The 24,495-nt window shown below is 41.5% G+C and carries 25 protein-coding genes and 1 tRNA gene; 15 read left to right on the top strand and 11 right to left on the bottom strand.

Annotated features, from left to right (window positions below; translation table 11 throughout):
- Positions 1-38 precede the first annotated feature (38 nt).
- From murA to CVS89_RS05030, 15 genes are all read left to right on the top strand, one after another.
- A complete protein-coding gene (gene murA / locus CVS89_RS05100; protein ID WP_103642061.1) occupies positions 39-1,307 on the top strand; it encodes a UDP-N-acetylglucosamine 1-carboxyvinyltransferase in 1,269 nt (422 codons plus the stop codon).
- 2 nt (positions 1,308-1,309) lie between these two features.
- A complete protein-coding gene (locus tag CVS89_RS05095) occupies positions 1,310-2,470 on the top strand; it encodes a molybdopterin molybdotransferase MoeA (RefSeq protein WP_107790665.1) in 1,161 nt (386 codons plus the stop codon).
- Between the two features lie 50 nt (positions 2,471-2,520).
- Positions 2,521-2,595, top strand: a tRNA-Gly gene (locus tag CVS89_RS05090).
- A gap of 65 nt (positions 2,596-2,660) precedes the next feature.
- Positions 2,661-3,467, top strand: a complete 807-nt coding sequence (gene flgA / locus CVS89_RS05085; RefSeq protein WP_107847883.1) for a flagellar basal body P-ring formation chaperone FlgA — start codon at positions 2,661-2,663, stop codon at positions 3,465-3,467.
- Positions 3,464-4,015: a UbiX family flavin prenyltransferase gene (locus tag CVS89_RS05080; protein ID WP_103614000.1), complete on the top strand. Its 552-nt coding sequence runs from the start codon at positions 3,464-3,466 to the stop codon at positions 4,013-4,015. The genes flgA and CVS89_RS05080 overlap by 4 nt, the downstream gene beginning before the upstream one ends.
- Complete coding sequence (gene coaD, locus CVS89_RS05075; RefSeq protein WP_107847882.1) at positions 4,012-4,482, top strand: pantetheine-phosphate adenylyltransferase; 471 nt, start codon at positions 4,012-4,014, stop codon at positions 4,480-4,482. Before CVS89_RS05080 ends, coaD begins: the two co-directional genes overlap by 4 nt.
- A 1-nt stretch (position 4,483) precedes the next feature.
- Positions 4,484-5,071, top strand: coding sequence for a dTMP kinase (tmk, locus tag CVS89_RS05070; RefSeq protein WP_107847881.1), 588 nt, complete (start codon positions 4,484-4,486; stop codon positions 5,069-5,071).
- 28 nt (positions 5,072-5,099) lie between these two features.
- Positions 5,100-6,326, top strand: coding sequence for a histidine--tRNA ligase (gene hisS / locus CVS89_RS05065; RefSeq protein WP_107847880.1), 1,227 nt, complete (start codon positions 5,100-5,102; stop codon positions 6,324-6,326).
- Positions 6,323-8,158 carry a biosynthetic arginine decarboxylase gene (gene speA, locus CVS89_RS05060; protein ID WP_103558040.1) on the top strand — a complete coding sequence of 612 codons (1,836 nt, stop codon included), beginning with the start codon at positions 6,323-6,325 and terminating at the stop codon, positions 8,156-8,158. The genes hisS and speA overlap by 4 nt, the downstream gene beginning before the upstream one ends.
- Before the next feature lie 11 nt (positions 8,159-8,169).
- Positions 8,170-9,348, top strand: a complete 1,179-nt coding sequence (locus tag CVS89_RS05055; protein WP_107847879.1) for a pyridoxal phosphate-dependent aminotransferase — start codon at positions 8,170-8,172, stop codon at positions 9,346-9,348.
- Positions 9,348-9,551: a sulfur carrier protein ThiS gene (gene thiS / locus CVS89_RS05050; protein ID WP_021092363.1), complete on the top strand. Its 204-nt coding sequence runs from the start codon at positions 9,348-9,350 to the stop codon at positions 9,549-9,551. The genes CVS89_RS05055 and thiS overlap by 1 nt, the downstream gene beginning before the upstream one ends.
- Before the next feature lie 7 nt (positions 9,552-9,558).
- Positions 9,559-10,410 (top strand): sulfur carrier protein ThiS adenylyltransferase ThiF, encoded by an 852-nt coding sequence (gene thiF, locus CVS89_RS05045; protein ID WP_107847878.1) that lies wholly within the window; start codon positions 9,559-9,561, stop codon positions 10,408-10,410.
- A complete protein-coding gene (locus CVS89_RS05040) occupies positions 10,411-11,175 on the top strand; it encodes a thiazole synthase (protein ID WP_107847877.1) in 765 nt (254 codons plus the stop codon).
- Positions 11,175-12,329, top strand: a complete 1,155-nt coding sequence (thiH, locus tag CVS89_RS05035; RefSeq protein WP_021089135.1) for a 2-iminoacetate synthase ThiH — start codon at positions 11,175-11,177, stop codon at positions 12,327-12,329. Before CVS89_RS05040 ends, thiH begins: the two co-directional genes overlap by 1 nt.
- Positions 12,322-12,930: a thiamine phosphate synthase gene (locus CVS89_RS05030; RefSeq protein WP_107847876.1), complete on the top strand. Its 609-nt coding sequence runs from the start codon at positions 12,322-12,324 to the stop codon at positions 12,928-12,930. Before thiH ends, CVS89_RS05030 begins: the two co-directional genes overlap by 8 nt.
- A 36-nt stretch (positions 12,931-12,966) precedes the next feature.
- Here the strand turns inward: CVS89_RS05030 and CVS89_RS05025 are convergent, their stop codons facing one another.
- From CVS89_RS05025 to CVS89_RS04975, 11 genes are all read right to left on the bottom strand, one after another.
- Entirely contained in the window at positions 12,967-13,536 is a 570-nt protein-coding gene (locus CVS89_RS05025; protein WP_107847875.1) for a nitrogen fixation protein NifR, read from the bottom strand.
- Entirely contained in the window at positions 13,537-14,076 is a 540-nt protein-coding gene (gene mog, locus CVS89_RS05020; protein ID WP_107847874.1) for a molybdopterin adenylyltransferase, read from the bottom strand.
- Positions 14,077-14,089: 13 nt separating this feature from the next.
- Positions 14,090-15,742, bottom strand: a complete 1,653-nt coding sequence (locus CVS89_RS05015; protein ID WP_107847917.1) for an ATP-dependent metallopeptidase FtsH/Yme1/Tma family protein — start codon at positions 15,740-15,742, stop codon at positions 14,090-14,092.
- Positions 15,729-16,967 (bottom strand): tRNA (N(6)-L-threonylcarbamoyladenosine(37)-C(2))-methylthiotransferase MtaB, encoded by a 1,239-nt coding sequence (gene mtaB, locus CVS89_RS05010; RefSeq protein ID WP_107847873.1) that lies wholly within the window; start codon positions 16,965-16,967, stop codon positions 15,729-15,731. The genes CVS89_RS05015 and mtaB overlap by 14 nt, the downstream gene beginning before the upstream one ends.
- Positions 16,967-18,556, bottom strand: a complete 1,590-nt coding sequence (locus CVS89_RS05005; protein ID WP_107847872.1) for a mechanosensitive ion channel domain-containing protein — start codon at positions 18,554-18,556, stop codon at positions 16,967-16,969. The genes mtaB and CVS89_RS05005 overlap by 1 nt, the downstream gene beginning before the upstream one ends.
- A complete protein-coding gene (gene aroB, locus CVS89_RS05000) occupies positions 18,553-19,590 on the bottom strand; it encodes a 3-dehydroquinate synthase (protein ID WP_107847871.1) in 1,038 nt (345 codons plus the stop codon). The genes CVS89_RS05005 and aroB overlap by 4 nt, the downstream gene beginning before the upstream one ends.
- Positions 19,591-19,593: 3 nt before the next feature.
- Complete coding sequence (locus tag CVS89_RS04995; RefSeq protein WP_107847870.1) at positions 19,594-21,012, bottom strand: COG3400 family protein; 1,419 nt, start codon at positions 21,010-21,012, stop codon at positions 19,594-19,596.
- Between the two features lie 103 nt (positions 21,013-21,115).
- Positions 21,116-21,676 (bottom strand): ABC-type transport auxiliary lipoprotein family protein, encoded by a 561-nt coding sequence (locus tag CVS89_RS04990; RefSeq protein ID WP_021092342.1) that lies wholly within the window; start codon positions 21,674-21,676, stop codon positions 21,116-21,118.
- Positions 21,673-22,605, bottom strand: a complete 933-nt coding sequence (locus tag CVS89_RS04985) for an MlaD family protein (RefSeq protein ID WP_107829716.1) — start codon at positions 22,603-22,605, stop codon at positions 21,673-21,675. The genes CVS89_RS04990 and CVS89_RS04985 overlap by 4 nt, the downstream gene beginning before the upstream one ends.
- Complete coding sequence (locus CVS89_RS04980) at positions 22,606-23,346, bottom strand: ABC transporter ATP-binding protein (RefSeq protein WP_009293777.1); 741 nt, start codon at positions 23,344-23,346, stop codon at positions 22,606-22,608.
- A complete protein-coding gene (locus CVS89_RS04975; RefSeq protein WP_009293776.1) occupies positions 23,343-24,449 on the bottom strand; it encodes an MlaE family ABC transporter permease in 1,107 nt (368 codons plus the stop codon). The genes CVS89_RS04980 and CVS89_RS04975 overlap by 4 nt, the downstream gene beginning before the upstream one ends.
- Between the last annotated feature and the right edge of the window lie 46 nt (positions 24,450-24,495).

The following is a 24,495-nucleotide window of genomic DNA, read 5'->3' as shown; positions in this document are numbered from 1 at the left end:
TAATCGGCAAAAAATATATTTTCTTAAGGCAAAAAATAATGATGCACTATCTAAAAATAGAAGGCAATGCCAAATTAAGCGGCGAAGTAAAGATCAGCGGAGCCAAAAATGCCGCCCTACCTATCATCGCCCTAACCTTACTTGCTAAAAATAAGATAAATTTAACAAATATCCCAAATGTCGCTGACATAAAGACGCTTTGCCAGTTGCTTGTTAATCTTGGAGCAAAGTGCGAATTTAAAGATGAAAACTCACTAAGTATCGACACGAGCAGCGTAAATTCAACCACGGCAAACTACGACATCGTTAGAAAGATGCGCGCTTCTATCTTGACGCTTGGTCCGCTTCTAGCGCGCTTTGGACACTGCGAAGTGAGCCTTCCTGGAGGCTGTGCGATCGGACAAAGACCAATAGATCTGCACCTAAGCGCACTTGAGAAAATGGGCGCAAATATCGAGATAAAGCAAGGCTACGTTGTTGCAACCGCGCCAAATGGACTAAAAGGCGCAAAGATAGTTTTTGACAAGATCACCGTAACTGGCAGCGAAAACATCATCATGGCAGCAGCTCTAGCTCACGGCACGACAGAGCTTTTTAACGTCGCGCTTGAGCCTGAAGTGGTGCAAATTTGTGAAATTTTAGCAAGAAGTGGCGTTAAGATCGAAGGCATCGGCACGAGCGAGCTAAAGATCACTGGCAGCGGTCAAAAACTGCTTGAAATTTGCGATATCGAGGTCATCCCTGATAGGATCGAGGCTGGCACATACCTTTGCGCTGGAGCTATCACAAATAGCAAAATTTCAGTCACAAGAGCAAATGCTGCGCACATGACAGCCATTTTAAATAAATTTGAAGAGATGGGCTTTGGCATCGAAATAGACGGCGATAAGATCACGATTTTGCCGACAAATGAGATAAAACCGATCGAGATAAGAACGACTGAGTATCCAGGCTTTCCAACCGATATGCAGGCTCAGTTTATGGCGCTTTGTCTTGCGGCAAATGGCGTTAGCACGATAGATGAGAGGCTTTTTGAAAACCGATTTATGCACGTTAGTGAGCTAGCTAGAATGGGCGCTGATATCCGCCTAAATGGTCACATCGCAAGCGTTTATGCTCCTGCAAATTTAAATGCAGCTGATGTCATGGCGACTGATCTTAGAGCAAGCTCAGCGCTAATACTAGCCGCTCTTATCGCAAATGGCGAGAGCTTGGTGCATAGAATTTACCACCTTGATAGAGGTTATGAGAGGCTGGAGGAGAAATTTAAAAGCCTTGGGGCAAAAATTGTTAGGCTTGAGGAGTAAAAATGCTAGTAAATGACGCACTTGAGGCTTTAAAAGCTAAATTTAAACCAAAAAATGAGAGCGAAATTTTACCCATTAGTGAGACTCTTGGCAAAACCTTAGCAAATGACGTGATAGCGGTCAAAGACCTGCCCTGCTTTGATAACTCAGCGCTTGATGGATTTGCTGTTAAATTTGATGAAAAAGATGAACCTTATAAGATCATCGCAAGTGCCTTTGCAGGCGATAAAGAGCAGCTAGCTATCGGCAAAAACGAATGCGTGAAGATAATGACTGGCGCAAAGATGCCAAAAGGCTCTGACACGGTCATGAGATTTGAAGACTGCGTGGTTGAGGGCGAGTTTGTAAAAGCGCCAGCTAAGCTTAAAAAAGGCGAGGCTTACCGATTTAAAGGCGAAGAGACAAAAGTTGGTGAAATTTTACTAAAAAGTGGCGAAATTTTAAACACAAGAAGCGTGATGATGCTTGCAGCTCAGGGCATAAGCTTTATAGAAGTTAAAAAGCAGCCTAGTGTTGGAATTTACTCAAGCGGAAATGAGATCATCGAGCCTTGGCAAAGAGCTAGCGAGGATGAAATTTACAACGCAAACGCACTTGGAATCACAGCACTTTTAAGCTCAATCGGTCAAAAAAGCTCATATCTTGGCATCATAAAAGATGAGCTAAGTGCTGTAAAACAGGCATTTTTAAACGCTGCAAACTACGACATCGTTATCTGCTCTGGTGGAGCGAGCGCTGGTGAGGCTGACTTTATGAAGATAGCCCTAAGCGAGCTTGGATACGATGAAATTTTCTCGCACCTTGACATAAGACCTGGCAGACCTTGCAAGGCTTATGAAAAAGATGGCAGGCTTGTTTTTATCTTGCCTGGCAACCCTATGGCTGCTTATCTTTGCACGATGATGCTTGTTTTGCCACTTCTAAAAAGCGAGTGTTTTGTGACGCAAAAAGCTATAAATAGCGAAAATTTAAAGGTAAAATCAGGCAGAGCAAATGCGGTTTTTGGCAATGTAGCTGATGGCAAATTTGTAGCAACTGACGGCGGAAAATATGGCTCAGGCATGATAAACCATATATTAAAGAGTGATTTTGTGTTGATAACTAGCCCTGATCAAGGTGAAATTTTACAAAATAGTGAAATTTCACTTATAAAGCTTCCATAATCCTTGACAAATGAAAAACAATCTGATAAAATGCGGACTTCATTTTGATTGCGGGAATAGCTCAGGGGTAGAGCACAACCTTGCCAAGGTTGGGGTCGCGAGTTCGAATCTCGTTTCCCGCTCCATCTTTTTTATACTCATTTTTTTATTTTCCACAAAACTTTTAGCAAATGAAGTCAGCATCTATCCGATGTATTGCGTCGTAAATGATCAAATTTCACTCAGCACTTTTGGCTTTGAAGGCGAAGACAATGAAATTTTAAACTTAGAGAGCAAAAGAGCTGCCAAGATAGACAGTAAAAAGCTCTATGAAATTCTAACAGCAAATTTTAAAACATATAATGACAAAAGCGGTGGTAGCGTGGCTTTTGTGAAAAACTGCTCTATCATGGATGAAATTCAGATGCAATTTCTAAGAGAGATCAGCAACGAGTACCCAGGCATCAGCGTGAGCGATCTTAGCATCAGTCCGCAAAACAAACTCCCAGCAAATTTCAAAGACTTAGTTTTTAAAAATATATTTTTAAACGATCAAAATAGCCAAAAAGGCGTCTTTAGAGCCTCATTTGAGGACGTTGATCTAAGCTTAAAGAGCCTTTATTTTAAATTTAGCTTTAACGCCAAAATGCCAGTTTTCATCGCTATAAACTCAATGAACACAAACCACATTTTAAGCTTGCTTGACTACCAACCAACGATGATCGAGTTTAGCAAATGGCCGCGTGACGCACTCTTTGGACTTAGCGCCTCAACTCTTGTCACAAAAGTGCAGATAAGAAGCGGAGAAATTTTAACCAAACGTCAGTTTAACGCCATTAGTTTAGTCAAAAAAGGTCAAATGCTAAATGCAGTTTTAAGCGAAGGTGGCGTCAAGATAATCGCTGAAGTAAAGGCACTTGAAGATGGAAATTTAGGCGATATGATAAAGATAAGAACAAGAGAAAATAAAATTTTACAGGCCACAGTTTCAGGCAAAGATGAGGCAATTATCAGATGAAAAAGGTAGTTTTTGCAGCCACTGGAGCAAGCGGGGCTGGGCTTTTTCTAAAGCTAGTAAATGCCGCCAAAGATAGTTGTGAGGCGCATGTCATAGTTAGTAAAAATGCTATGAAGGTCTTAGAAGCTGAAGAAAATTTGAAGCTAAATTTAGATGATCTTGGCGTAAAAATTTATGATGATCAAGACCTTAGCGCAGGTCCAGCTTCTGGCTCGTTTGGCACGGATGCCATGATCATAGCGCCCTGCTCTACCAACACGCTAGCAAAAGTTGCAAATGGCATAAGCGACACACTCATCACAAGAGCTGCAAGTGTCGCGCTAAAAGAGAGACAAACCCTAGTTTTGGGAGTTAGAGAGATGCCATTTTCTACGATCGCACTCTCTCAGATGCAGCTGCTCTCATCTCTTGGAGCTACCATCGCTCCGCCAGTTTTAGGCTACTACGCAGGTATAAAGAGCCTTCTTGATATGGAGAATTTCATCATCGGTAAGTGGCTTGATGCCTTAAAAATCGAAAATAATCTTTACAAAAGGTGGCAAATTTGAAAAAATCTTGCATCTATCCAGGGACCTTTGACCCTATAACAAACGGCCATTTAGACGTTATCATAAGGGCTACGAAAATTTTTGACAAGGTAATCGTCGCAGTTGCAAAAAGTGACAGCAAACAGCCTATGTTCGCACATGAAAAACGCATAGAGATGGCAAAAGAGGCAGTTTGCGAGCTTGGCAATGTAAGTGTGCTTGGTTTTGATAACTTACTTGTTGATTTTGCTAAGTCGCATGACATAAACACCGTCATCAGGGGGCTTCGCGCGGTTAGTGACTTTGAATACGAGCTACAAATCGGTTACGCAAACGCTGCACTTTGGGACGAATTTGAGACGGTTTATCTTATGCCAAGCTTAAATAACGCCTTCATCTCAAGCTCGATCGTCCGCTCAGTCTTGCGCCACGACGGCGACGTAAGCAACCTAGTGCCAGCAAAAATTCTTAAAAATTTAAAGGCGTAAAATGTATGTTTTGTTTGAGGGCATTGACGGCGTTGGTAAGAGCACGCAGATAGAAATTTTAGCTTCTAAATTTAGCGATGCCATCGTCACAAAAGAGCCAGGCGGCACAAAGCTTGGTGAAAATTTACGTGAAATTTTACTAAGCTCAAGCATAAAAATAGGCAAAAGGGCTGAAATTTTACTCTTTTTAGCTGACAGGGCTGAGCATTTTGAAAAGCTGGTCGCTCCAAATTTAGGCAGGCTCATTTTAAGTGACAGAGGCTTTATCTCTGGCATCGCCTATGCTTTGGCAAATGATGAAAACTTAAACGAAAACGTGCTTTTAGAGCTTAATAAATTTGCACTAAATGATAAATTTGCAGATAAGATCATCTTTTTTGAAGCAAGTCATGAGCTTATAAGCTCTCGTCTAAAAAATAGAGGCACAAGCGATAAGATCGAGGCTCGTGGGCTAGAGTATCTTTTAAAAGTGCAAAGCCTGATGAAGCAAATTCTTATCAAAAATGGCTTTGAAACGCTTTTTATAGACGCATCTAAAAGCATAGAGCTAATTTCAAAAGAGATAGAAAATTTTATAAATTTTAAGTAAAATCACAAAAAACAAAAAGGATAATGCGATGATAACGGCACTTCGTGGCATGAAAGATATGCTTCCAGCTCGCGCAAAACTTTACGCACAGATAATCAAAACTTGCGAGGAAGTCGCAAAAAACTACGGATATGAGCAAATTTTGACCCCACACCTCGAGGAGACGGCGCTTTTTAAAAGAAGTGTCGGCGAGAGCAGTGACATCGTGGGCAAAGAGATGTATCAGTTTGAAGACAAAGGCGGCAACGACGTTTGCTTGCGTCCTGAGGGCACGGCTGGCGTGGTTAGAGCCTTTATCGAGGCAAAACTCGACAGGGCAAATGTGACAAAACGCTGCTTTTATCACGGCTCGATGTTTCGCTACGAGCGCCCACAAAAAGGCCGTTTAAGGGAGTTTCACCAGTTTGGCTGTGAGTGCTTTGGCGAGGGCAGCGTCTATGAGGATGCGAGCATTATCTTAATGGTGAGCGAAATTTTTAACAGACTAAATATAAAAACAACCCTAAAGATAAACTCGCTTGGCGACGAGAGCTCGATGAAGTCTTACAAAGAAAAACTTGTTAAATTTCTAGATGAAAACGATGAAAAAATTTGCGAAGACTGCAAAAGACGCAAGCTTTTAAACCCTATCCGCGTGCTTGACTGCAAGGTTGAGAGCTGCCAAGAAATTTACAAAAATGCTCCAGTCATAACTGATAGCTTAAGCTGCGAGGCGCAGGCTGATTTTACAAAACTGCAAGAAATTTTAACGGCAAATGGCGTTAAATTTGAGATAGACACTAAGCTCGTTCGTGGGCTAGACTACTACTGCAAGACGGCGTTTGAGTTTATCAGCAACGAGATCGGCTCACAAAGTGCAGTCGCAGGTGGCGGCAGATACGACAGGCTCGTTGAGTATCTTGGCGGTAGAGCAAGTTATGGCGTTGGCTTTGCGATGGGCGTTGAGAGGATAATGGAAATTTTAGGTGAAGCTGGTGATGAGCGAGACGGAGTTTATCTTTGCGCGCTTGATGCGGCAAATGTTGATTTTATCTATAATCTTGGCTCAAAACTTCGCAAAAAATATCAGGTTGAAATTTCTTATGAAGCTAAAAAACTCCAAAAACATCTGCAAAATGCCGACAATAAAAATGCAAAAATTTTCCTTTGTGTGGGCGAAAACGAGATGAAAGAGAATAAAATTTGGTATAAAAATTTAGAGACCAAAGATGAAAAAACGATAAATTTAGATGAGCTTGAAAAGGAGCTGGGATGAATGATTTTGGACTTAGCATTTGGGGCAATTCAAATTTTGTGATAGAAGATGGCAAAGTCTGCATAAACGAAGCTAGCAAGCCAGCGATCATCGACATCGTTAAAGAGATAAGAGACGATGGCTATAGAGGGCCGCTACTACTTCGCTTTCCGCACCTTATTCAAAAACAGATCGAGCAGATCCACGCAAGCTTTGCAAAGGCAAAGAAAGAGTTTGCCTACAAAGGCAGCTTTAACGCCGTTTTTCCGCTCAAGGTCAATCAATATCCAGGCTTTGTAAAAAACCTAGTACGCCTTGGCAAGCCCTACAACTACGGCCTTGAGGCTGGTAGCAAGGCTGAGCTACTTTTAACAATGGCTTATAACAACGACAAAGCGCCTATAACGGTAAATGGCTTTAAAGATAAAGAGATGATAAACATAGGCTTTATCGCTGCTGAAATGGGGCATAACATCACGCTAACGATCGAGGGCTTAAACGAGCTTGAAGCGATAATCGCCATCGCAAAAGAGCGCTTTAAACCAAAACCAAAGATCGGACTTAGAGTAAGACTGCACTCGACAGGCTCAGGACTCTGGGCAAAAAGTGGAGGCATACACTCTAAATTTGGACTAACATCAACCGAGCTAATAGAAGCTGTAAAGATGCTAAAAAAGGCAAATTTACTTGAAAACTTCACAATGATACACTTTCACATCGGCTCTCAAATAAGCGAGATCCATCCGCTCAAAAAAGCACTCATCGAGGCTGGCAACATCTACGCTGAGCTTAGAAAAATGGGCGCAACAAATTTAAAAGCGATAAATTTAGGTGGCGGCCTTGCGATCGAGTACTCGCAGTTTAAAGAGGAGAGCAGCAGAAACTACACGCTAAACGAATACGCAAACGACGTTGTTTATATGCTTAAAACTATAAGCGAGCAAAAAAAGGAGATCGAGCCAGATATTTTCATAGAGTCAGGTCGCTATATCGCCGCTTCTCACGCACTTTTAGTCGCTCCTGTGCTTGAGCTATTTTCTCAAGAATACACCGAAGAGAAGCTAAATTTAAAGAAAAACAATCCAAATTTAATAACCGAGCTAGTTGATCTTTACAAGTCAATCAAGCCTTCAAACGCCCTAGAGTACCTGCACGACGCTATCCACCACACCGAGAGCATCCTCACGCTTTTTGACCTAGGCTATGTCGATTTGCAAGATAGATCAAACGCAGAGGTGCTTTTAAGGCTCATTAGCAAAAAAGCTGTCGTGATGCTTGGCAACAAGAGCAACTCAAGCGATCTAACTAAAATTCAAAAAGAGGTTCAAGAGAGATACCTGCTAAATTTCTCGATCTTTCAAAGCTTGCCAGACTTTTGGGGTCTAAAGCAAAATTTCCCTATCATGCCGCTTGACAGGCTAGATGAGCGCCCTACTCTGCCAGCTTCGATCTGGGATATCACATGCGATAGCGACGGCGAGATCAGCTATGATGACGAGAAAAATCCGCTACTTTTGCACGACGTGGATGTGGAAAAGGAGGATTATTTCTTGGGATTTTTCCTAGTTGGCGCATATCAAGAGGTGATCGGCATGAAGCACAACCTCTTTACTCATCCAACAGAAGCTACCGTGGAGATAACAAGCGATGGCTACAAGATCACAAATTTACTAGAGAGCCAGTCGATCCTTGATATCATGGAGGACATGGACTACGATATCTACGAGATCCAAGACACTCTAAATGAGCGCTTAGAGAAATCAACTCTGATAAACGAAACACAAAAGAAGCAAATTTTGGGCGAACTTTATCTATTTTTAAATGACAATAGCTACTTAAAGACAATCAACTAAAAAGGACGAAAATGCAACTAGCAAACAGAATGCAAACATTGAGCGAGTCAATCACAATCGCGATCAGCACAAAGGCCAAAGAGATGAAGGCTGCTGGCATCGACGTGATCTCACTTTCAGCTGGTGAGCCTGACTTTATGACTCCAAAAAAGATAAGAGAAACTGTAAAAAACGCACTTGATAACGATAGCAAAAGCGGCAAATACACGCCAGTACCAGGTTTGCCTGAGGTCATTGATGCCATTAGAGCAAAGCTAAAAAGAGATAACGGACTTGACTACAAAGCAAATCAAATCGTCACAAACATCGGTGCAAAACACTCACTTTTTAATGTATTTCAAGCGCTTATCAACCCAGGTGACGAGGTCATCATCCCATCTCCATACTGGGTGAGCTACCCTGAGATCGTTAAATTTTGTGGCGGCGTGCCTGTCTTTATCGAAGCAGACGAGAGCACAAATTTCAAAGTCACAGCCGAGCAGCTAAAAAAAGCGATCACGCCAAAAACGAAAGTCTTTTCGCTAAATCACCCGATAAATCCAACTGGGGCCGTATATACAAAAGAGGAGATCGCGGCATTTGGCGAGGTTTTAAAGGGCACTGACATCATCATCACAAGCGATGAAATTTATGAAAAAGTGATCTATGGCAAAGAATTTCACGCCGTAGCCTCTGTAAGTGATGATCTTTTTAAAAGAACAGTTACGATAAACGGACTAAGCAAGTGTGGCGCGATGCCTGGCTGGAGATTTGGCTATATAGCAAGCCCGATGGACTGGCTAATTGCTGGCATCAAAAAGCTTCAAAGCCAAAGCACAAGCAACATCAGCTCAATCGTGCAAATAGGCGCTATCCCATCGCTTCTAGGCGAAACTGACGAAGACATCGAAAACATGAGAAAAGAGTATGAAAAAAGACGCGACGTGGCAGTTGAGATGATAAATGCTATCCCTGGGCTAAGCGTAGTTAAGCCTGATGGCGCGTTTTATCTATTTGTAAAATGCAAAGATGTAGATAGCGACTCACTTAGATTTTGCAAAAAAATGCTTGAAGAGGTAAATGTAGCGACCGTGCCAGGAGTTGGCTTTGGTATGGATGGATACTTTAGAATTTCCTTTGCAACAGACATCGAGAGCATAAAAAGAGCGATCGAGAGGATCGCAAATTTTGTAAAAAGCTACAAAATTTAATGATCAAATTTAGAGTAAATGGCAAAATTTTCGAGCTTGAAAACGATATAAATGTTTATGATTTTTTAGCTCAAAATGGCTATGAGCTTAAATTTATAGCCCTTGAGCGAGACGGAGAAATTTTGCCAAAAAAGCTTTGGCGTGAGCGCTTCATGAGCGAGGGCAAAGCTTATGAGATCGTCACTTTAGTTGGCGGTGGATGAGGAGAAAATGATAGAGATAGTTTTAAATGGCACAAAATTTAAGGTGTCAGTAAAAAGCCTTAGCGAGCTAAAAGAGCTCGCTCTTGGCGATAAAGAGAGTGAAATTTATAAATTTTTAGAGAAATTTAACGCAACCAAGCCAGATATTTTTATCGTTGATGGCTTTGCCATAAAAGAAGATAGCGAGCTAAAAGATGGCTCAAATGTCGTATTTATAAGGCGTGGAGCGATGCCTGAGCGTGAAATTTTACGCTCAATGATCGCTTCAAGAAATAGTCCTGAGCTAAATTTAGCCCTAAGTAAAGCCGTGATCGGCGTGGCTGGACTTGGTGGCCTTGGCTCAAATATCGCACTAAGCCTTGCAAGAGTTGGCGTAAAAAAGCTAGTACTTGCCGACTTTGACGTCGTTGAGCCAAGCAACTTAAACCGCCAGCAGTATTTCGTCCGCCACATCGGCTCAAAAAAGACGCAGGCGCTTAAAGAGCTGATAAACGACGTCAATCCCTTTGTCGAGGTCGAAACTCACGATATATTTTTAGATGAAAAAAACGTGGCTAGCGTCTTTGGCGAGTGCGAAATTTTATGCGAAGCCTTTGACAACGTCGCTGGCAAGGCGATGATACTAAACGAAGCTGGTGCCAGCCTAAAAGATAAAAAAATCATCAGCGCCTCTGGCATGGCGGGATACTTTAGCTCAAATCTCATAAAAACTATAAAATTTGCCAAAAATGTCTATCTTTGCGGCGACCTCACAAACGAGGCGAAGATCGGTCAAGGACTAATGGCACCGCGCGTTGCGATCTGCGCAAACCACGAGGCAAATTTAGCCATTAGACTACTTATGGGCTTGGAGGCGTAAGTGCAAAGCGATAGTTTGATCCTTGGCGGCAAGGAGTTTCAAAGCCGCTTTATCCTTGGCTCTGGCAAGTACTCGCACGAGCTCATCGACTCAGCCATAAACGAGGCTGGCGCGCAGATACTAACCCTTGCTCTTAGGCGCATAAACGAGAGCAAAGAGCGAAATATACTTGACTTTATCCCAAAAGGTGTGACGCTTTTGCCAAACACAAGTGGCGCTAGAAACGCCAAAGAGGCCGTTCGCATCGCCCAGCTCGCACGTGAGCTTGGGTGTGGCGAGCTTGTAAAGATAGAGATCATAACTGACTCTAAATTTCTCTTTCCAGACAACGCTGAAACGATAAAAGCGTGCGAAGCCTTGGCAAATGACGGCTTTGTGCCAATGCCATATATGTTTCCAGATCTAAATGCCGCAAGAGCGATGCTAAGCGCAGGGGCAAGCTGCATAATGCCTCTAGCTGCGCCCATTGGCTCAAACCAAGGGCTAGTTTTTAAAGATATTATTGAAATTTTGATAAACGAGCTTGATACGCAGATCATCGTTGATGCTGGCATTGGCAGGCCATCACAAGCGTGCGAAGCGATGGAGATGGGAGCAGCTGCGATCATGGCAAACACCGCCATCGCCTCATCTAAGAATATCCCGCTCATGGCAAAAGCCTTCAAAGAGGCGATCATCGCTGGTCGCAACGCCTATCTAGCAGGCTTTGGCGCAAAGAGCAAAAGCGCAAATGCCTCATCTCCGCTCACTGGATTTTTAGACTGATGAAATTTACAAGAACCGACCACATGCAGCTACTACCTCACATGCAGGATGTTGGTAGCGACATTATGGATGAGATTTTAAAAGAGCGAGCAAGCTACAAGCCTGAAATTTACAGCGAAGCGGACGTAAAAGCAGCTCTTAATGCAAAGCACTGCTCACTTGAAAATTTAAAAGCCCTGCTCTCGCCTGCTGCAGCGCCATTTTTAGAGCCAATAGCCAAACTCGCTCAAGCAAAAACAAGGGCAAATTTTGGCTCAAACATCACGCTTTTTACCCCGCTTTACATAGCAAACTACTGCGATAATCTCTGCGTTTATTGCGGTTTTAACGCTAAAAATAATATAAAAAGAGCAAAGCTAAGTGACGAGGAGATCACAAGGGAGTTAAGAGAAATTTCAAAGAGCGGCTTAGAAGAAATTTTGATCCTAACTGGCGAGAGTGAGACCAACTCAAGTGTCGCTTACATCGCAAATGCCTGCGCTTTGGCTAAGAAATTTTTTAAAGTCGTTGGGGTTGAAATTTACCCGCTAAACTCTGAGGGCTACGCCCTGCTTCACAAAAGTGGCGCAGACTACGTGACCGTCTTTCAAGAGACCTACAATCCCACAAAATATGAAAAAATCCACCTTGGTGGCAATAAAAGAATTTTCCCATACCGCTTAAATGCACAAGAGCGAGCGCTTCTTGGAGGCATGAGAGGAGTTGGCTTTGCCGCACTTCTTGGCATAGATGACTTTAGGCTTGATGCCTTTGCGACGGCACTTCACGCAAGTTTAGTTCAAAAAAAGTATCCGCACGCTGAGATCGCATTTTCATGCCCAAGACTTCGCCCTATCATCAACAACGACCGCATCAATCCCCGTGACGTGGGCGAGCGCGAGCTTTTGCAAGTGATCTGCGCTTATAGAATTTTCATGCCAACAGCTAGCATAACCATTTCAACCAGAGAAAAGGCGAAATTTCGCGATAACGCCGTAAAAATCGCCGCAAACAAGATAAGCGCTGGCGTAAAAGTGAGCATCGGCGCTCACGGCGAAGAGAAAAAGGGCGACGAGCAGTTTGAGATAAGTGACGACAGAAGCGTGGATGAGATAAAAGCAATGATAAAAGCAAACGGCTTAGAGCCCTTGATGAGCGAGTATGTCTATGTTTAAAATTCTCTGCGTGGCTGACTTTGAAAGCTATGAGGGCGATGACTTTTTAAAAAGGATACAGCTACTTTGCAAGGCTGGCGTGGATGAAATTTTGCTTCGTGCAAAGGGGCTAAGTGAGGCTCATTTTTACGATCTTGCTAGGGTTGTGGCTCAAATTTGTGAAAACTACCGCAAGAAATTTATCATTAATCAATTTTTTGACGTAGCTTGCAAGCTAAAGAGCGACTTTTGGCTCACTTCATCGCAGCTTGATTTTTTTAAAAATCACGGCGTTTTTTTGGATGAATTTAGAAAAACAGCTAAAATTTGCGCCCCAGCTCACGACCTAGAGCAAGCTAAAATTTCAGCCACTATCGCTGACGTACTCGTTGCTTCTCATATATTTGCCACCTCTTGCAAGGCGGGTTTAGAGCCAAAAGGAGTAAATTTTATAAGTGAGCTAAAAAGCTTTGATAAAGAAATTTACGCACTTGGCGGACTAGACAGCGGGAACTATAAAGAGGCCATAAAAGCTGGCGCAAACGGCATTTGCTTCATGAGCCTAGCAATGAACGGTGATATAGAGCTTATAAAAAAGATAGTAAAGAGCAAAAACGGCTAAATTTAGTATAAATTACACAAAATAATACATAAAATTTTACTCATTTTTGCTAGCGATATATGTTTTTATATCAAATATAAGTAGCGTCACAAGCGATGGCAGCATATAGGAGTTTAGCACTAAAAACAGCGACTTTGTCAAATTTGACTTTATTAAAGTCTCTATGTCAAGGCTGCTGTTGTAGTTAAAAAAATATATCAATGCAAACTCGCCAACAAGAACTATACGAGTGATCTTTAGCAAGATGTCATTTCCCGGTCTTGCAAATTTATCATAACCCACAAGCGACAAAGTGATCCAGCCAAGCAGCCAAATTGAGCAGGCTAAAGCATAAACAGTAATGCTTTCATCAAATTTTTCAAGTAGTAAAAATACCAAAGGTTGCAAAAATACAAGGCTAGCGATAAACCAAAGAAGTGAGCTAAAGGCTAGCAGGCAAACACAGCCAAAGATAGAAATGGCAGAGATAAAGCCAAAAACCTCTAACCAAAGATAGTAGGCCAGCGCATATGATAAAAAAGAAAAAACAAGCCAAATTTTAATAACAAGTCGCCACCTATTTGCAAAGGCAGTGGCTTTTAAATTTAGGCTATCTGTCAAACTCATTTACGAGATTTTCTTTTGTTTTGGGCGGAAAACTTTCATCACATTTTCATCAGTCTCGATAAATGCACCCTCTATAAGATCGATGCAGTATGGCACCGCTGGAAATACCGGCTCTAAGCACTCTTTTATCGCCTTTGGCTGACCTGGTAAATTTATAATGAGTGCGTGACCTCTGATGCCTGCTGTTTGGCGTGATAGGATCGCTGTTGGGACGTATTGCAAGCTCGCAGCTCTCATTAGCTCGCCAAAGCCTGGCATCATCTTCTCGCAAACTGCCTCAGTAGCCTCTGGGGTGACATCTCTCACTGCTGGTCCTGTGCCTCCAGTAGTTAGCACAAGGTCGCATCCTAGCACGTCTATCATATGTACGAGCCTCTTTTTTATGAGATCAAGCTCATCAGGGATCACCTCGTAAAAATACTCTCTCTCGCTTACTATCCAGCTATCAAGTACCTCTTTGATCGCTGGGCCTGATTTGTCCTCGTATGTGCCCTCACTTGCGCGATCGGACATAGTTAGAATTCCTATTTTTGCTTTCATTTTTTCTCCTTTATTAGTAGTTTTCATTTAAAATTTTAGCAAGCGTCTCTTTATCTACGCTCTCGTAAGCAAGCAGATATGAGCTTATCCTTGCGATCTGCTCGTTAGTGCCCTTTAAAAAGGACATTATATCATCTTTTGCTTGCTTTAAAATTTCTTCCACATCGTTTGGATTTGGCACGAAAGAATTTCCCATGCCATACTCATAAACCATCTTTGAAGCGATCTCTTTTGCTAAATTTAGATCGTTGCTAGAGTTTGAAAAGATATCGTTCTCATCTATCTCAAGCTTGCACATGCCAGAGATTAAAACCTTTATGCGCGAGAGCATCTGCGACTTTGACTCGATCTCTTGCTCAGTCGCCATAAAGCGGTCTTCAATGAGCGAAATTTTTTCAAATTTCACATCAAACCAGTAAGCACTTAGCGCCTTTGCGCCTTGATAGATGGCTTGAATTTTCTTCTCGCTCTCGCTGTAGCTTAGCACCTTTTTCTTGCCGAGCAAGACCTTGTTTAAAACAGCTTCAAAGTCTCTCATCCTAAGCACGCTTTCGCCGTTTCTTAGGGCATTTATCGCTGCTTCATTTACAAGCGTGCTAAGTGCCGCACCAGAAAAGCCAACGCTCATCCTAGCGATATCCTCAGCTGACACTTCGCAGTTTTTATCTCTTAGATATGTGTTTAGGATAGCCACCCTGTCGTTAAAATCAGGCATTGACAAAAATATACGCCTATCAAAGCGCCCTGATCTAAGCAGTGCCTCGTCGATCATCTCGATCCTGTTTGTTGCAGCTATGACGATGACGCCTGAGTTATCTTCAAAGCCGTCCATCTCGGTTAGCAACTGATTTAACGTGGCTTCTCGCTCGTCGTTTCTAGTGCCACCCCTACTCTTGCCAACGGCGTCTATCTCGTCGATAAAGATGATTGATGGTGCGTAGGATTTGGCTCTACTAAAAAGCTCTCTAACTCTTTTTGCGCCCATGCCGACGTAAATTTGCACAAAGCTTGCACCATTTTGGTAAAAAAACGGCACGTTTGCTTCGCCAGCGACTGCCTTTGCCACAAGCGTCTTACCAACGCCTGGAGGGCCGATCATTAGCACGCCTTTTGGCATTTTGATACCAAAATTTCTATATTTTTGCGGATTTTTAAGAAAATCAACTATCTCGCTAAGCTCGCTTTTGACCTCGCTAATGCCCGCTACATCGCTAAATCTCACATTTGAGATGACTGGCATCGCATTTTGATTTAGCACGCTTTCTATCTCAAAAGCGCCATCTTTTTTGCTTAAAAGGCTCTCCTCTTTTTTCTTGATAGCCCTAAAAATATATGCATACCAAAGCACAAGACAAACAAAGATGATGCTTCCCCAGACCATGCCTGGCGTGATATACTGCACGCTTCGCTCGACTGGGACCTTTTTGATGAGCTCTTTTATGTCTATGCCCTCTTTTATGATGGCAAAGCGGTTATTTTGCGCATAGAGGATGACCTCATCTTCGTCGATGACCGCTTTATCGATGAAATTTCCATCCATTAGTTGCATATATTGCGAGTAGGTGATGTTTCGTGGCTCTTTGCTCACAGCAAAAAGTAGCGCTATTATCAGAGCCATAGCGGCTATTATCAGGATATTTTTTTTGTTAAATTTAAATTTTTGCATAATTGGCATCTGGCTTAATTTCATATTCGCTTACCTCCAACCACTCTTTTGTTATGTCATTTTGACTAGAAATTTTAGCTTTGTTATAAAACTGATCAAAGCCCTCGTAAAAGTCGCCGTTTTTTTGCTCAACTAAAATTTTTAAAGCCCCGTTATGTTTTTTTCTAAAATTTTCATTGTTTTTAAAAGCAATGCCTTGTAAAACTTTCAGCCTTGCCTTTGCCACGTCGCCACTTACGTCGCTCTTTAGCGTCGCTGAGTGCGTATCACGCCTAGGCGAATAGACAAAAGCATGCAGGTGCGTGATAGGAAATTTCTTGAAATTTTCCACCGCCTCTGCCCAAATTTCTTCACTCTCACCTGGATGACCCACGATATAGTCAGTCCCCAAAGCAAAGCCAAGGGAGCTTAGCTCATTAAAAAGCTCTAAGTCGCTAAATGCGTTGTTTCGCCTGCGCATGATCTTTAGCATCGCCTCGCTCGTGTGCTGAAGTGCGATGTGTAGATGGCGCTCCAGCCACTCCTCTTTTAAAATTTCTCTAAAGCTCTCATCTATCTGGCTTGGTTCGATACTGCCAAGTCTTATGCGTCTGATGCCTGAAATTTTGCCTAAATTTGCTAGCAATTTGCCAAGAGAGCTATTTGTATCTTTGCCGTAACTGCCTATGTTTGTGCCAGTTAAAACGAGCTCATTATAGCCATTTTGAGCTAAAATTCTAGCTTCTTTTAGTATCATCGCCTCGTCCATACTCCTAGCTCTGCCACGCACTGATGGGATGATGCAGTAGCTGCAGTTAAAGTTGCAACCTTCTTGAATTTTTATAAAAGCCTTTGTGTGATTTTCGTAGTTTGTGACGATGTTTTTATCGACTGAGTTTAAATTTCCAAGCTCAAAAAATGGCTTCTCTTGTTTTAAAAGCTCGTTTAGATCGCTCTTTTTACTAGCTCCTAGCACGCCAAAGACGCCGCTTGAAAACAGCTCTTTGCCCTTGCTAACTGCACCACATCCTGTTAGTATAACCTTTGCGCCACGTCTTTTTACGCCGTTTATATAGTTTCTAACGCCGCTATCAGCCGAGTTTGTAACGGTGCATGAGTTTATCACGACGATATCAGCGCCCTCTTCGTCGTTTGTGATCTCGTAGTCTTTTATGTAGCTCTTTAAAAGCTCGGTGTCATAGATGTTTGTGCGGCATCCAAATGTTTTAAAAAATATCTTTTGCATTAGATATTTTCGCCCTCTTGCTCGGCGTGAGCTACGTGATCGCTTGGCGTTTCTTTTTTACCTATAAACATAGTTTGTGTTGGGTAAGCTATCTTTATATCATCGTGAGCCAAAAATGCCTCGATGATCTCAGCACTTATCGTGCTTCTAAGAGCGAGCGTGGCGTATGAGTTTGACATAAACCAGCATGAGATATTTATGCCGTAAGGCTCAAAAAATGTATAAATTCTTGGCTCTACGTTTGGATTTTTGATGCTGTACTGGCTTCTTAGCTTGTTCATCTGACGTTTTGCGATGTCAGTGTAGCCTTTTGAATATTTTTTTACTATATTTTTTGCTAGATAGGCGGCCTTTTTGTGATTACTATCAAAGCTTATCACGACATCTATGCCGTCCCAAACGGTCTTCATGCCGTAGTGTGAGTAGTTTGCGATGAGGTCTGTAAAGATGTAGTTATTTGGCACAAAGATGATCCTACCTGCACGGCGGTTTGTCTTATAGGTCGAGTAGCTAACGTCTTCAAAAACGGTTAAGCGAAGCAGCGAAATGTCTATCACATCGCCCACAAATTCGCTACCGTCGTGATAGACCCTGACGCGATCTCCCACGTGGATCGTGCCACCAAACATGATAACCATCCAGCCAAGCATACTCATAAACATATCTTTCATCGCGATGGCGATACCAGCTGAGGCAAAACCTAGCACGGTTACTAGATATGTGACGTTTTCGATGTATGAAAAGAGCAAAATTATGATGATAACGGTGATGTTTAGCACGTTTAGAAATTTATTGACCGTGTAAAATCTCTCGTTATCCGTGATCGTTCTTTTAACGATAAATTTAGCGATAAACGTTAGTCCGATTGTCAAAAGGATGACGATGGCTGTGTAGCCCATGCTTAAAAACTGAGCCTTGATGTCAGATGTCGTCATATTTACCGCTTCATCTGCCCTTTTTTCATAGACGCTATAAGTGGTATCAGCGATCTGTTTTGCCGCTTTGAAGTCGCCTATCTCTTGCTTTGCAAGGTTTAGACTTGCCCTATTTTGCTCGCTATCATCTATCAAATTTAGTCTATTTAGCAAATTCTCTTTTGCTTCAAGCTTCTCAAGCAAGGTGTCAAGCTCTTTGATGTGCCTTTGGTACTCGATCTTGTCGCTTCTTATCTTTTTTATGTATGAAAAGCCAGACACCAGCGCCACTGGGCTATTTATCCTAGGCGGATTTTCCATTTCTGGGGCTGCTAGCATATTTGAAAATGGCGTTTTCTCATACTCTTTTAGCAAATTTATCTGCTCTTTTAGGGTTTGACTTCTCTTTATGAGATCGCCACCTCTTTTTGAGCCTTTATCGAGCTTTTTAAGCTCATTTTCATTTTGCTCTAGCTCATCAAGAAGCTTTTGATAGGTGTTGTAGTTAGCGTATCTTGTGATCCAGATATTGTTTTTTAGGGAGTTATCTAGGTTTGAAATTTCTTTTATAAGCTCGCTATTTTGTAAATTTTGTGAGACATTTTGCTCAAGCGTGGCGTTCTCTTCAGCGTAAAGTGCAAAGCAAAAAAGTAGAAAAACTAGGATCTTTTTCATTTAAATTCTCTCAAAGTTTCTAAAACGTCCTCTTTTTTGACGTCATTTTTGATGAACGCACTGCCGATTTTATCTGCGATTATGAAATTTATCTTATCACCTTTTGTCTTTTTATCCATAAAAAACGCCTCGTAAAATGCATATTCGTTTTCTATTTTGTAGCTTACAGGCAGATCAAATTTCACTAATACCTGCTTGATCTCCTCTGCCTGCGCCTCACTCATGAGACCCAGTCTAACGCTTAGGCGATTTGCCATATTCATACCTATCGCCACCGCTTCGCCGTGTAAAAATTCTTTATAATTTGTCTCGTTTTCGATGACGTGAGCAAAGGTATGACCGTAGTTTAGGATGGCTCTTAGACCCTTTTCTTTTTCATCTTGCTCGACTACTCTAGCCTTTAAATTTATAGACTTTTCAACTAGCTTTGCTAAATTTCCATCGTCTAAATTTACGCTCTTTAGCCAGCTAAACATCTCTTTATCAAAGGTTATCGCCATCTTTAAAGCCTCTGCCACGCCAGCTGCAAATTCTCTCTTTGGCAATGTTTTTAAGAAATTTATCTCACAAAAAACTGCCTTTGGCTGATAAAATGAGCCGATTAAATTTTTGCCAAATTTGTTATTTACCCCTGTTTTTCCGCCCACACTTGCATCGACTTGCGCTAAAAGCGTGGTTGGGATATTTATAAAGCTTATCCCTCTTTCATATATGCTTGCCGCAAAGCCGGTCATATCGCTGATGACGCCACCACCAAGGGCTATGAGCGTAGATGCGCGGTCAAATTTACTAACAAAAAGCTGCTCTAAAATTTGCTCTATTGTCTCAAGGTTTTTATATTCCTCGCCGTCTGGCACGCTTATGATAAATTTCTCATCGCACTTTAAAACGCTAAGCAGCTTTTCAAGGTGAAGCCCTGCTACTTTGGCATTTGTGACGATGCCGACCTTGCCCTTTAGCTCTAATCTCTCAAGCTCGTTTATATAAATTTTATAGCTTGACGCCTTTTCCTTAAGGTTTAAATTTATCTGCATTTTCTACTCACTTACTGGCACAAAAAGCTGTGCGTTTTTGCTTAGTTTTTTATAAAGTCTATTTAAATTTGTCGATAAAAAGGCAAAAGCGCCACCATTTGCCACGTTTTTAGTAAACATCACAAAATGAAGCAGATCATTTGTGCCTTTTAACTTTACAAGCGGGTTTTTAAGGCTGTGATTTTCTATCTTTATGCGCTTTGAAAAGAGCGTGCTAATGCTCTCAAAGTGCTCTTTTAGCGCTTCATCGTCGCTATGCTTGTTATCAAAATAGTAAAATCTCATCTCCAAATCAAGCTGCGCGCAGCAGTCTGTAATGACAGCTGATTGATTTTCGACCTCTTGGCTTTGATCGCCCAGTATCACGCCCTCTTTTATCTTTGAGAGCAAAATTTTACCCGTTTTTAGCACTGGAATTTTAAGCTCATAAAATAGCTTTTGAAATTTGAAAAAGTATCTATCGTCGCTTATGATTAGTCCGATATCGTGTTTTAAAACGTCATCTTTTATCGATTTATTGTCGCTATTAAAATAATCCATCAAAACAAGGATGTTTTTCTCTTTTATCGCCTTTAACGTCTCTAAATTTTCACCCAAAGTTGGATTTATCACCCTAAAGATAAGGCGTTTGTTATTTAGCTTTGAATGCACATATAAGCTATCTTTTATAAGCTTGCCAACTCGCTCTTTGCTCATTGATCTCATATCGATTAGCGTGTAGATGTTGCTGCCAAATGGACTTGGAAACTGCCCACTTTCGCGTTTTATCGAGCGATAAACGTTTTGAAGTACGTTTGGATCGCCAACGATTAGCAAGATATCGCTTGGCTGGATCATTGTATTTGGCTTTGGCAAGATGATCTCAGCGCCCCTGTAAATAAGCGCTATCCGCCATCTTTTTTGAGCGATCGAGCTTACATGGCGATACATATATGAGCTGCCAATAGGCACCTTAACCTCCATGATCTCGCCCTCGCTAAAGCCGATATTATCAGCATATACAGGCATATCTGGCAGATAGTCCATGAGCCTTGAAGCTGCGATATCTCTTATATCAACTACGCTTAGATGCTTATCGCTTGCAAAAGTCTCCTTGCACTTTTCGTCAAGCTCCCACGAGTTCATAAAAATGGTCTCAGTTTTTGTGCTGATCTGTCTTAAATTTTCATAAACAGCAACCGCTTCATTTTTGTTCTCACTCACGATACAAAACTGGCTAAAATAGCCATCACTTATGCTCTTTAGCTTTGAAAGGCTCGTTGGGTCAAACTGATAAAATGTGAAATTTTCGTAATTTGCCTTTTGGCTGTGATCTTCGTTTGAAACAACGATGTAGTGGTGTAAATTTGACTTTGCTCCAAGAAGTCTATCTAAAAAATTTCTTGCAAAAGCTCCACCAGCGATTATTAAAATTTTCTTCATTAATTCTCCGTATTTTAAAGCCGCATTATAACAAAAGGTCTTTAAAATAAGCTATTTTTGGCTGTAAATTTAAGCTTTCACAGCCAAAAAATTTAAGAAAATTTTAGTAGATTATTTCAGAGATTAAAGTATCGATAGCTGAATTTGCAGCCTTGTTTATCGTCTCAAAAATAGTGCTTGAGCTTGGGTCTGGGCAGAAAATTTCTTTTGTGATCATGCCTGATTTTAGCGAGGTGTTTGCGTTAAATAGCTCATACGCTAGCGAAACTTCGGCCTTGTCGCCTCTTATTTGAAGTGAGATGATGCTAACTTTTAGCCTAAGATCCTTTGCATTTGGCGAAAATATCGGCTTTGCAGCGCAGTTTGAGTAAAGTCCTTTTACAAGCGACTTATAGATCATCTCGCTTGGCTCAGATACAAATTTGGCGTCTGTCAAATATCTTATCTTATTGTTTTCAGCAACTATTAGAATTTTTCTAGTATCGACCATATCAAGGGCACTTACGTTTTCGATAAAGACATTTTTTAGCTCTTTTTGCTTGTTTTCAGCTGAGCACTCTTTGTTTGAGTAGTGAATTTCATACATAGTTGCCATTGGCACATTGGTCTTTAGCGAGCAGCCAAAAAATAAAAATGCAGCCGCTAGAAAGATTAAATTTCTCATTTTTTATCTCCTTTGTCATTTGGCACTGGATTTGTGAAGAAAAACTCGTAAGGATTGTCCTCAAGTCTTTGAAGCGCGCCTCTAAACTCACGTAGCGTCTTGTCAAATCCATTTAAAAACTCGCTAGCCTCTCTAAGAAGCGGAGAGACCGTGTTTCTAAGGTCATACTCGCCGTTTTTTACCTTTTGAGTGATGATATCTTGAAGCGAGCTATATCCAGTGACAGCCGAATTTGCTGATTTGAAAACTGAATTTGCACTTGCGATTAATGTGTTTAAATTTTTAGCAAGCTCTTTTGTGTCTGTTTTGTTTAGGCTGTCGGTGAAATTTTTTACATTTTTAACGATGCTATCAACCTCGCTTAAGCCATTTTCATCGGTTAAAACCTGAGTAAATTTATCGATATTTCTTAGGATTGATTCGATGTGAGAGATATTTTCAGCTGAGAAAAAGCCATCAACTTTATCAAGGGTTTGATTTATCTTTAAAGTGATGTTCTCAGCGTTGTTTCCAAGCTTTGAAAGAAGGCTCTCTTCAAGCTTTAAGATAGGCTTATCGCCTGGTTTAAAATCCTTCGTGCCTCGGCTTATATTTATACTAGCCACACCGCTAATAGCCTGAACTTCGATGCTAGCCACGCTATCAGCCTTGATAGGCAGATCCTCTCTTATCTTCATCGTGATGTTTATAAGAGCGTTTTTGTCATCGACAAAATTTATATCGCTAACGCTTCCAGCTGGCACGCCGATAAATTTAACCGTAGAATCAACCTTTAGTCCGCTTGGCAGCTCGGTCGTGTGGATGTAATACTCCTTAAAATCAACCTTTGTGTTATTTTTGCTAGTCATCCACCAGATAAATATGGCAAATGCTGTAAGGCAGGCTATGAAAAACATGCCGACAATGGTATAAGAATTTCTATTTTCCATCTACTTTTTCCTCATTTTAAATAGCTCTTCAAGCGGGTTGTTTTCAAGATGTTCAAGCTCTTTTATATCTCCCTCAAAGGCTATCTTTTTGTTATCTATTATCAAAAATCTATCCAAAATATCAAAAATACTATCCGCATCATGCGTCACCATGACGACAGTTACGCCGATGCTATCACGAAGCTCTTTTATGAGCGCATCCATCTGGCGTGAGCTAACAGGATCAAGGCCGCTGTTTGGCTCATCTAAAAATAGCACCCTTGGACTTAGCACCAAGGCTCTTGCAAGCGCGGCTCTTTTTTTCATACCACCACTTAGCTCGCTTGGATAGAGCATTGAAACCTCTTTTTTAAGCCCAACTTTTTGTATCCAAAACATCGCTATCTCATCGATCTGGCGCTTGTTAAATTTAGAGTACTCATGGAGCAAAACACCCACATTATCAAGTATCGTCATCGAGCTATAAAGCGCTCCAAACTGAAACATCGTCCCACTTTTTAGCTTGATCTCTTGCTGCTCTTGTTGGCTACTTTTCCACATATTGACGCCATCAAAAAATATATCGCCCTTGCTTGGCTTTTTTAGATATATCATCGTCTTCATAAGCGTCGTTTTACCAGCGCCACTGCCGCCTAAAAAGCCATAAATTTCAGCCTCTTTGACGCTCCAGCTCACATTATCGTGCATTATCTTGTCGCCATAACTTGTCGTTATGTTTTTTCCAACTATTATCTCGTTCATATCTTTAGCCACATAAAAATTATCGCGAAAAATGCATCAAGCGCAATGACCCAAAATATCGCATTTACAACGCTAACGGTTGTCATCGCTCCAAGGCTTTGGGCGTTTTGACTAACGCCAAATCCCCTCATACACCCAATAATCGCTATCACCGCACCAAAAAACGGAGCCTTTATCATGCCAACAGCAAAGTGCCTAAGCTCGACCATCTCACGAAACCTATTAAGATAGTCGCTAAAGCTGATATCAAGTATCGTTTGGCAAATGATCATCTGCCCTAAAATGCTTATGCTATCAGCTATAAAGATGATGACAGGCACGCAAAGCACCATGGCGATGATGCGCGGCAAGACCAAGAAGTTAAATGGCTCAAAGCCCATCGTCTTCATCGCGTCTATCTCCTCAGTTAGCTTCATAGCGCCAATTTGCGCGGTAAAGCTAGATGCCGACCTGCCCGCCACGACGATAGCAGCGATGAGCGGAGCGACCTCTCTAAGCGTTAGCATGCCCATGATCTCTACTATAAATATACTTGCCCCAAAGCTTGCAAGCATCGCACTGCCAAGATAAGCAAGCACGACGCCTATCAAAAAAGCGGTGAGCGATACGATGAAAACGGCATTTACGCCACCATCTTTTATGTAGTTGCTAAATTCTCTAAATCTTAAATTTGCAGGATTAAATAAAATCCTCACGCTCTTTATCAAAAACTCGCCCAAAAACGAGCCAAACTCAAGCAAATTTACAAATCCCTCGCAAATTTTCTCACCTAAGCGTGAGAAGAAATTTAGGCTATTGTGCGGTGGCATGTAGTTAAAGTCGATCTTCTCATCATTTAAAAGATCGCTCATCGCCTTTATCTTCTCATCATTTGTGATGATCTCAAATTTCTTGCCATTTAGCGTATTTTTTAAAAGGATCAAAACAGCATAATCAATACTCTTTAGCTCGCTAAAGTCAAATTTAACATTGCCGTTAAGCTTTTGGATTTTTTTAAAAATGCTTTGTAAATTTTTTGCGTCTTTGTAGCTAAACTCGCCTGCAAATTTTATGGTCGCAGTGCCGTTTGCTTCGGTAAAAACGATATCATTTCTTTTTTGCAAAAAGTTCCTTTGCCTTAAATTTTCTGGATTATATTATAAATTTTGT

This window comes from Campylobacter concisus, assembly GCF_003048615.2.
GTDB classification, from domain to species: Bacteria; Campylobacterota; Campylobacteria; order Campylobacterales; family Campylobacteraceae; genus Campylobacter_A; species Campylobacter_A concisus_C.
Note: the sequence above shows the minus strand (reverse complement) of the source record. Positions and strands in the feature narration are given on the sequence as shown.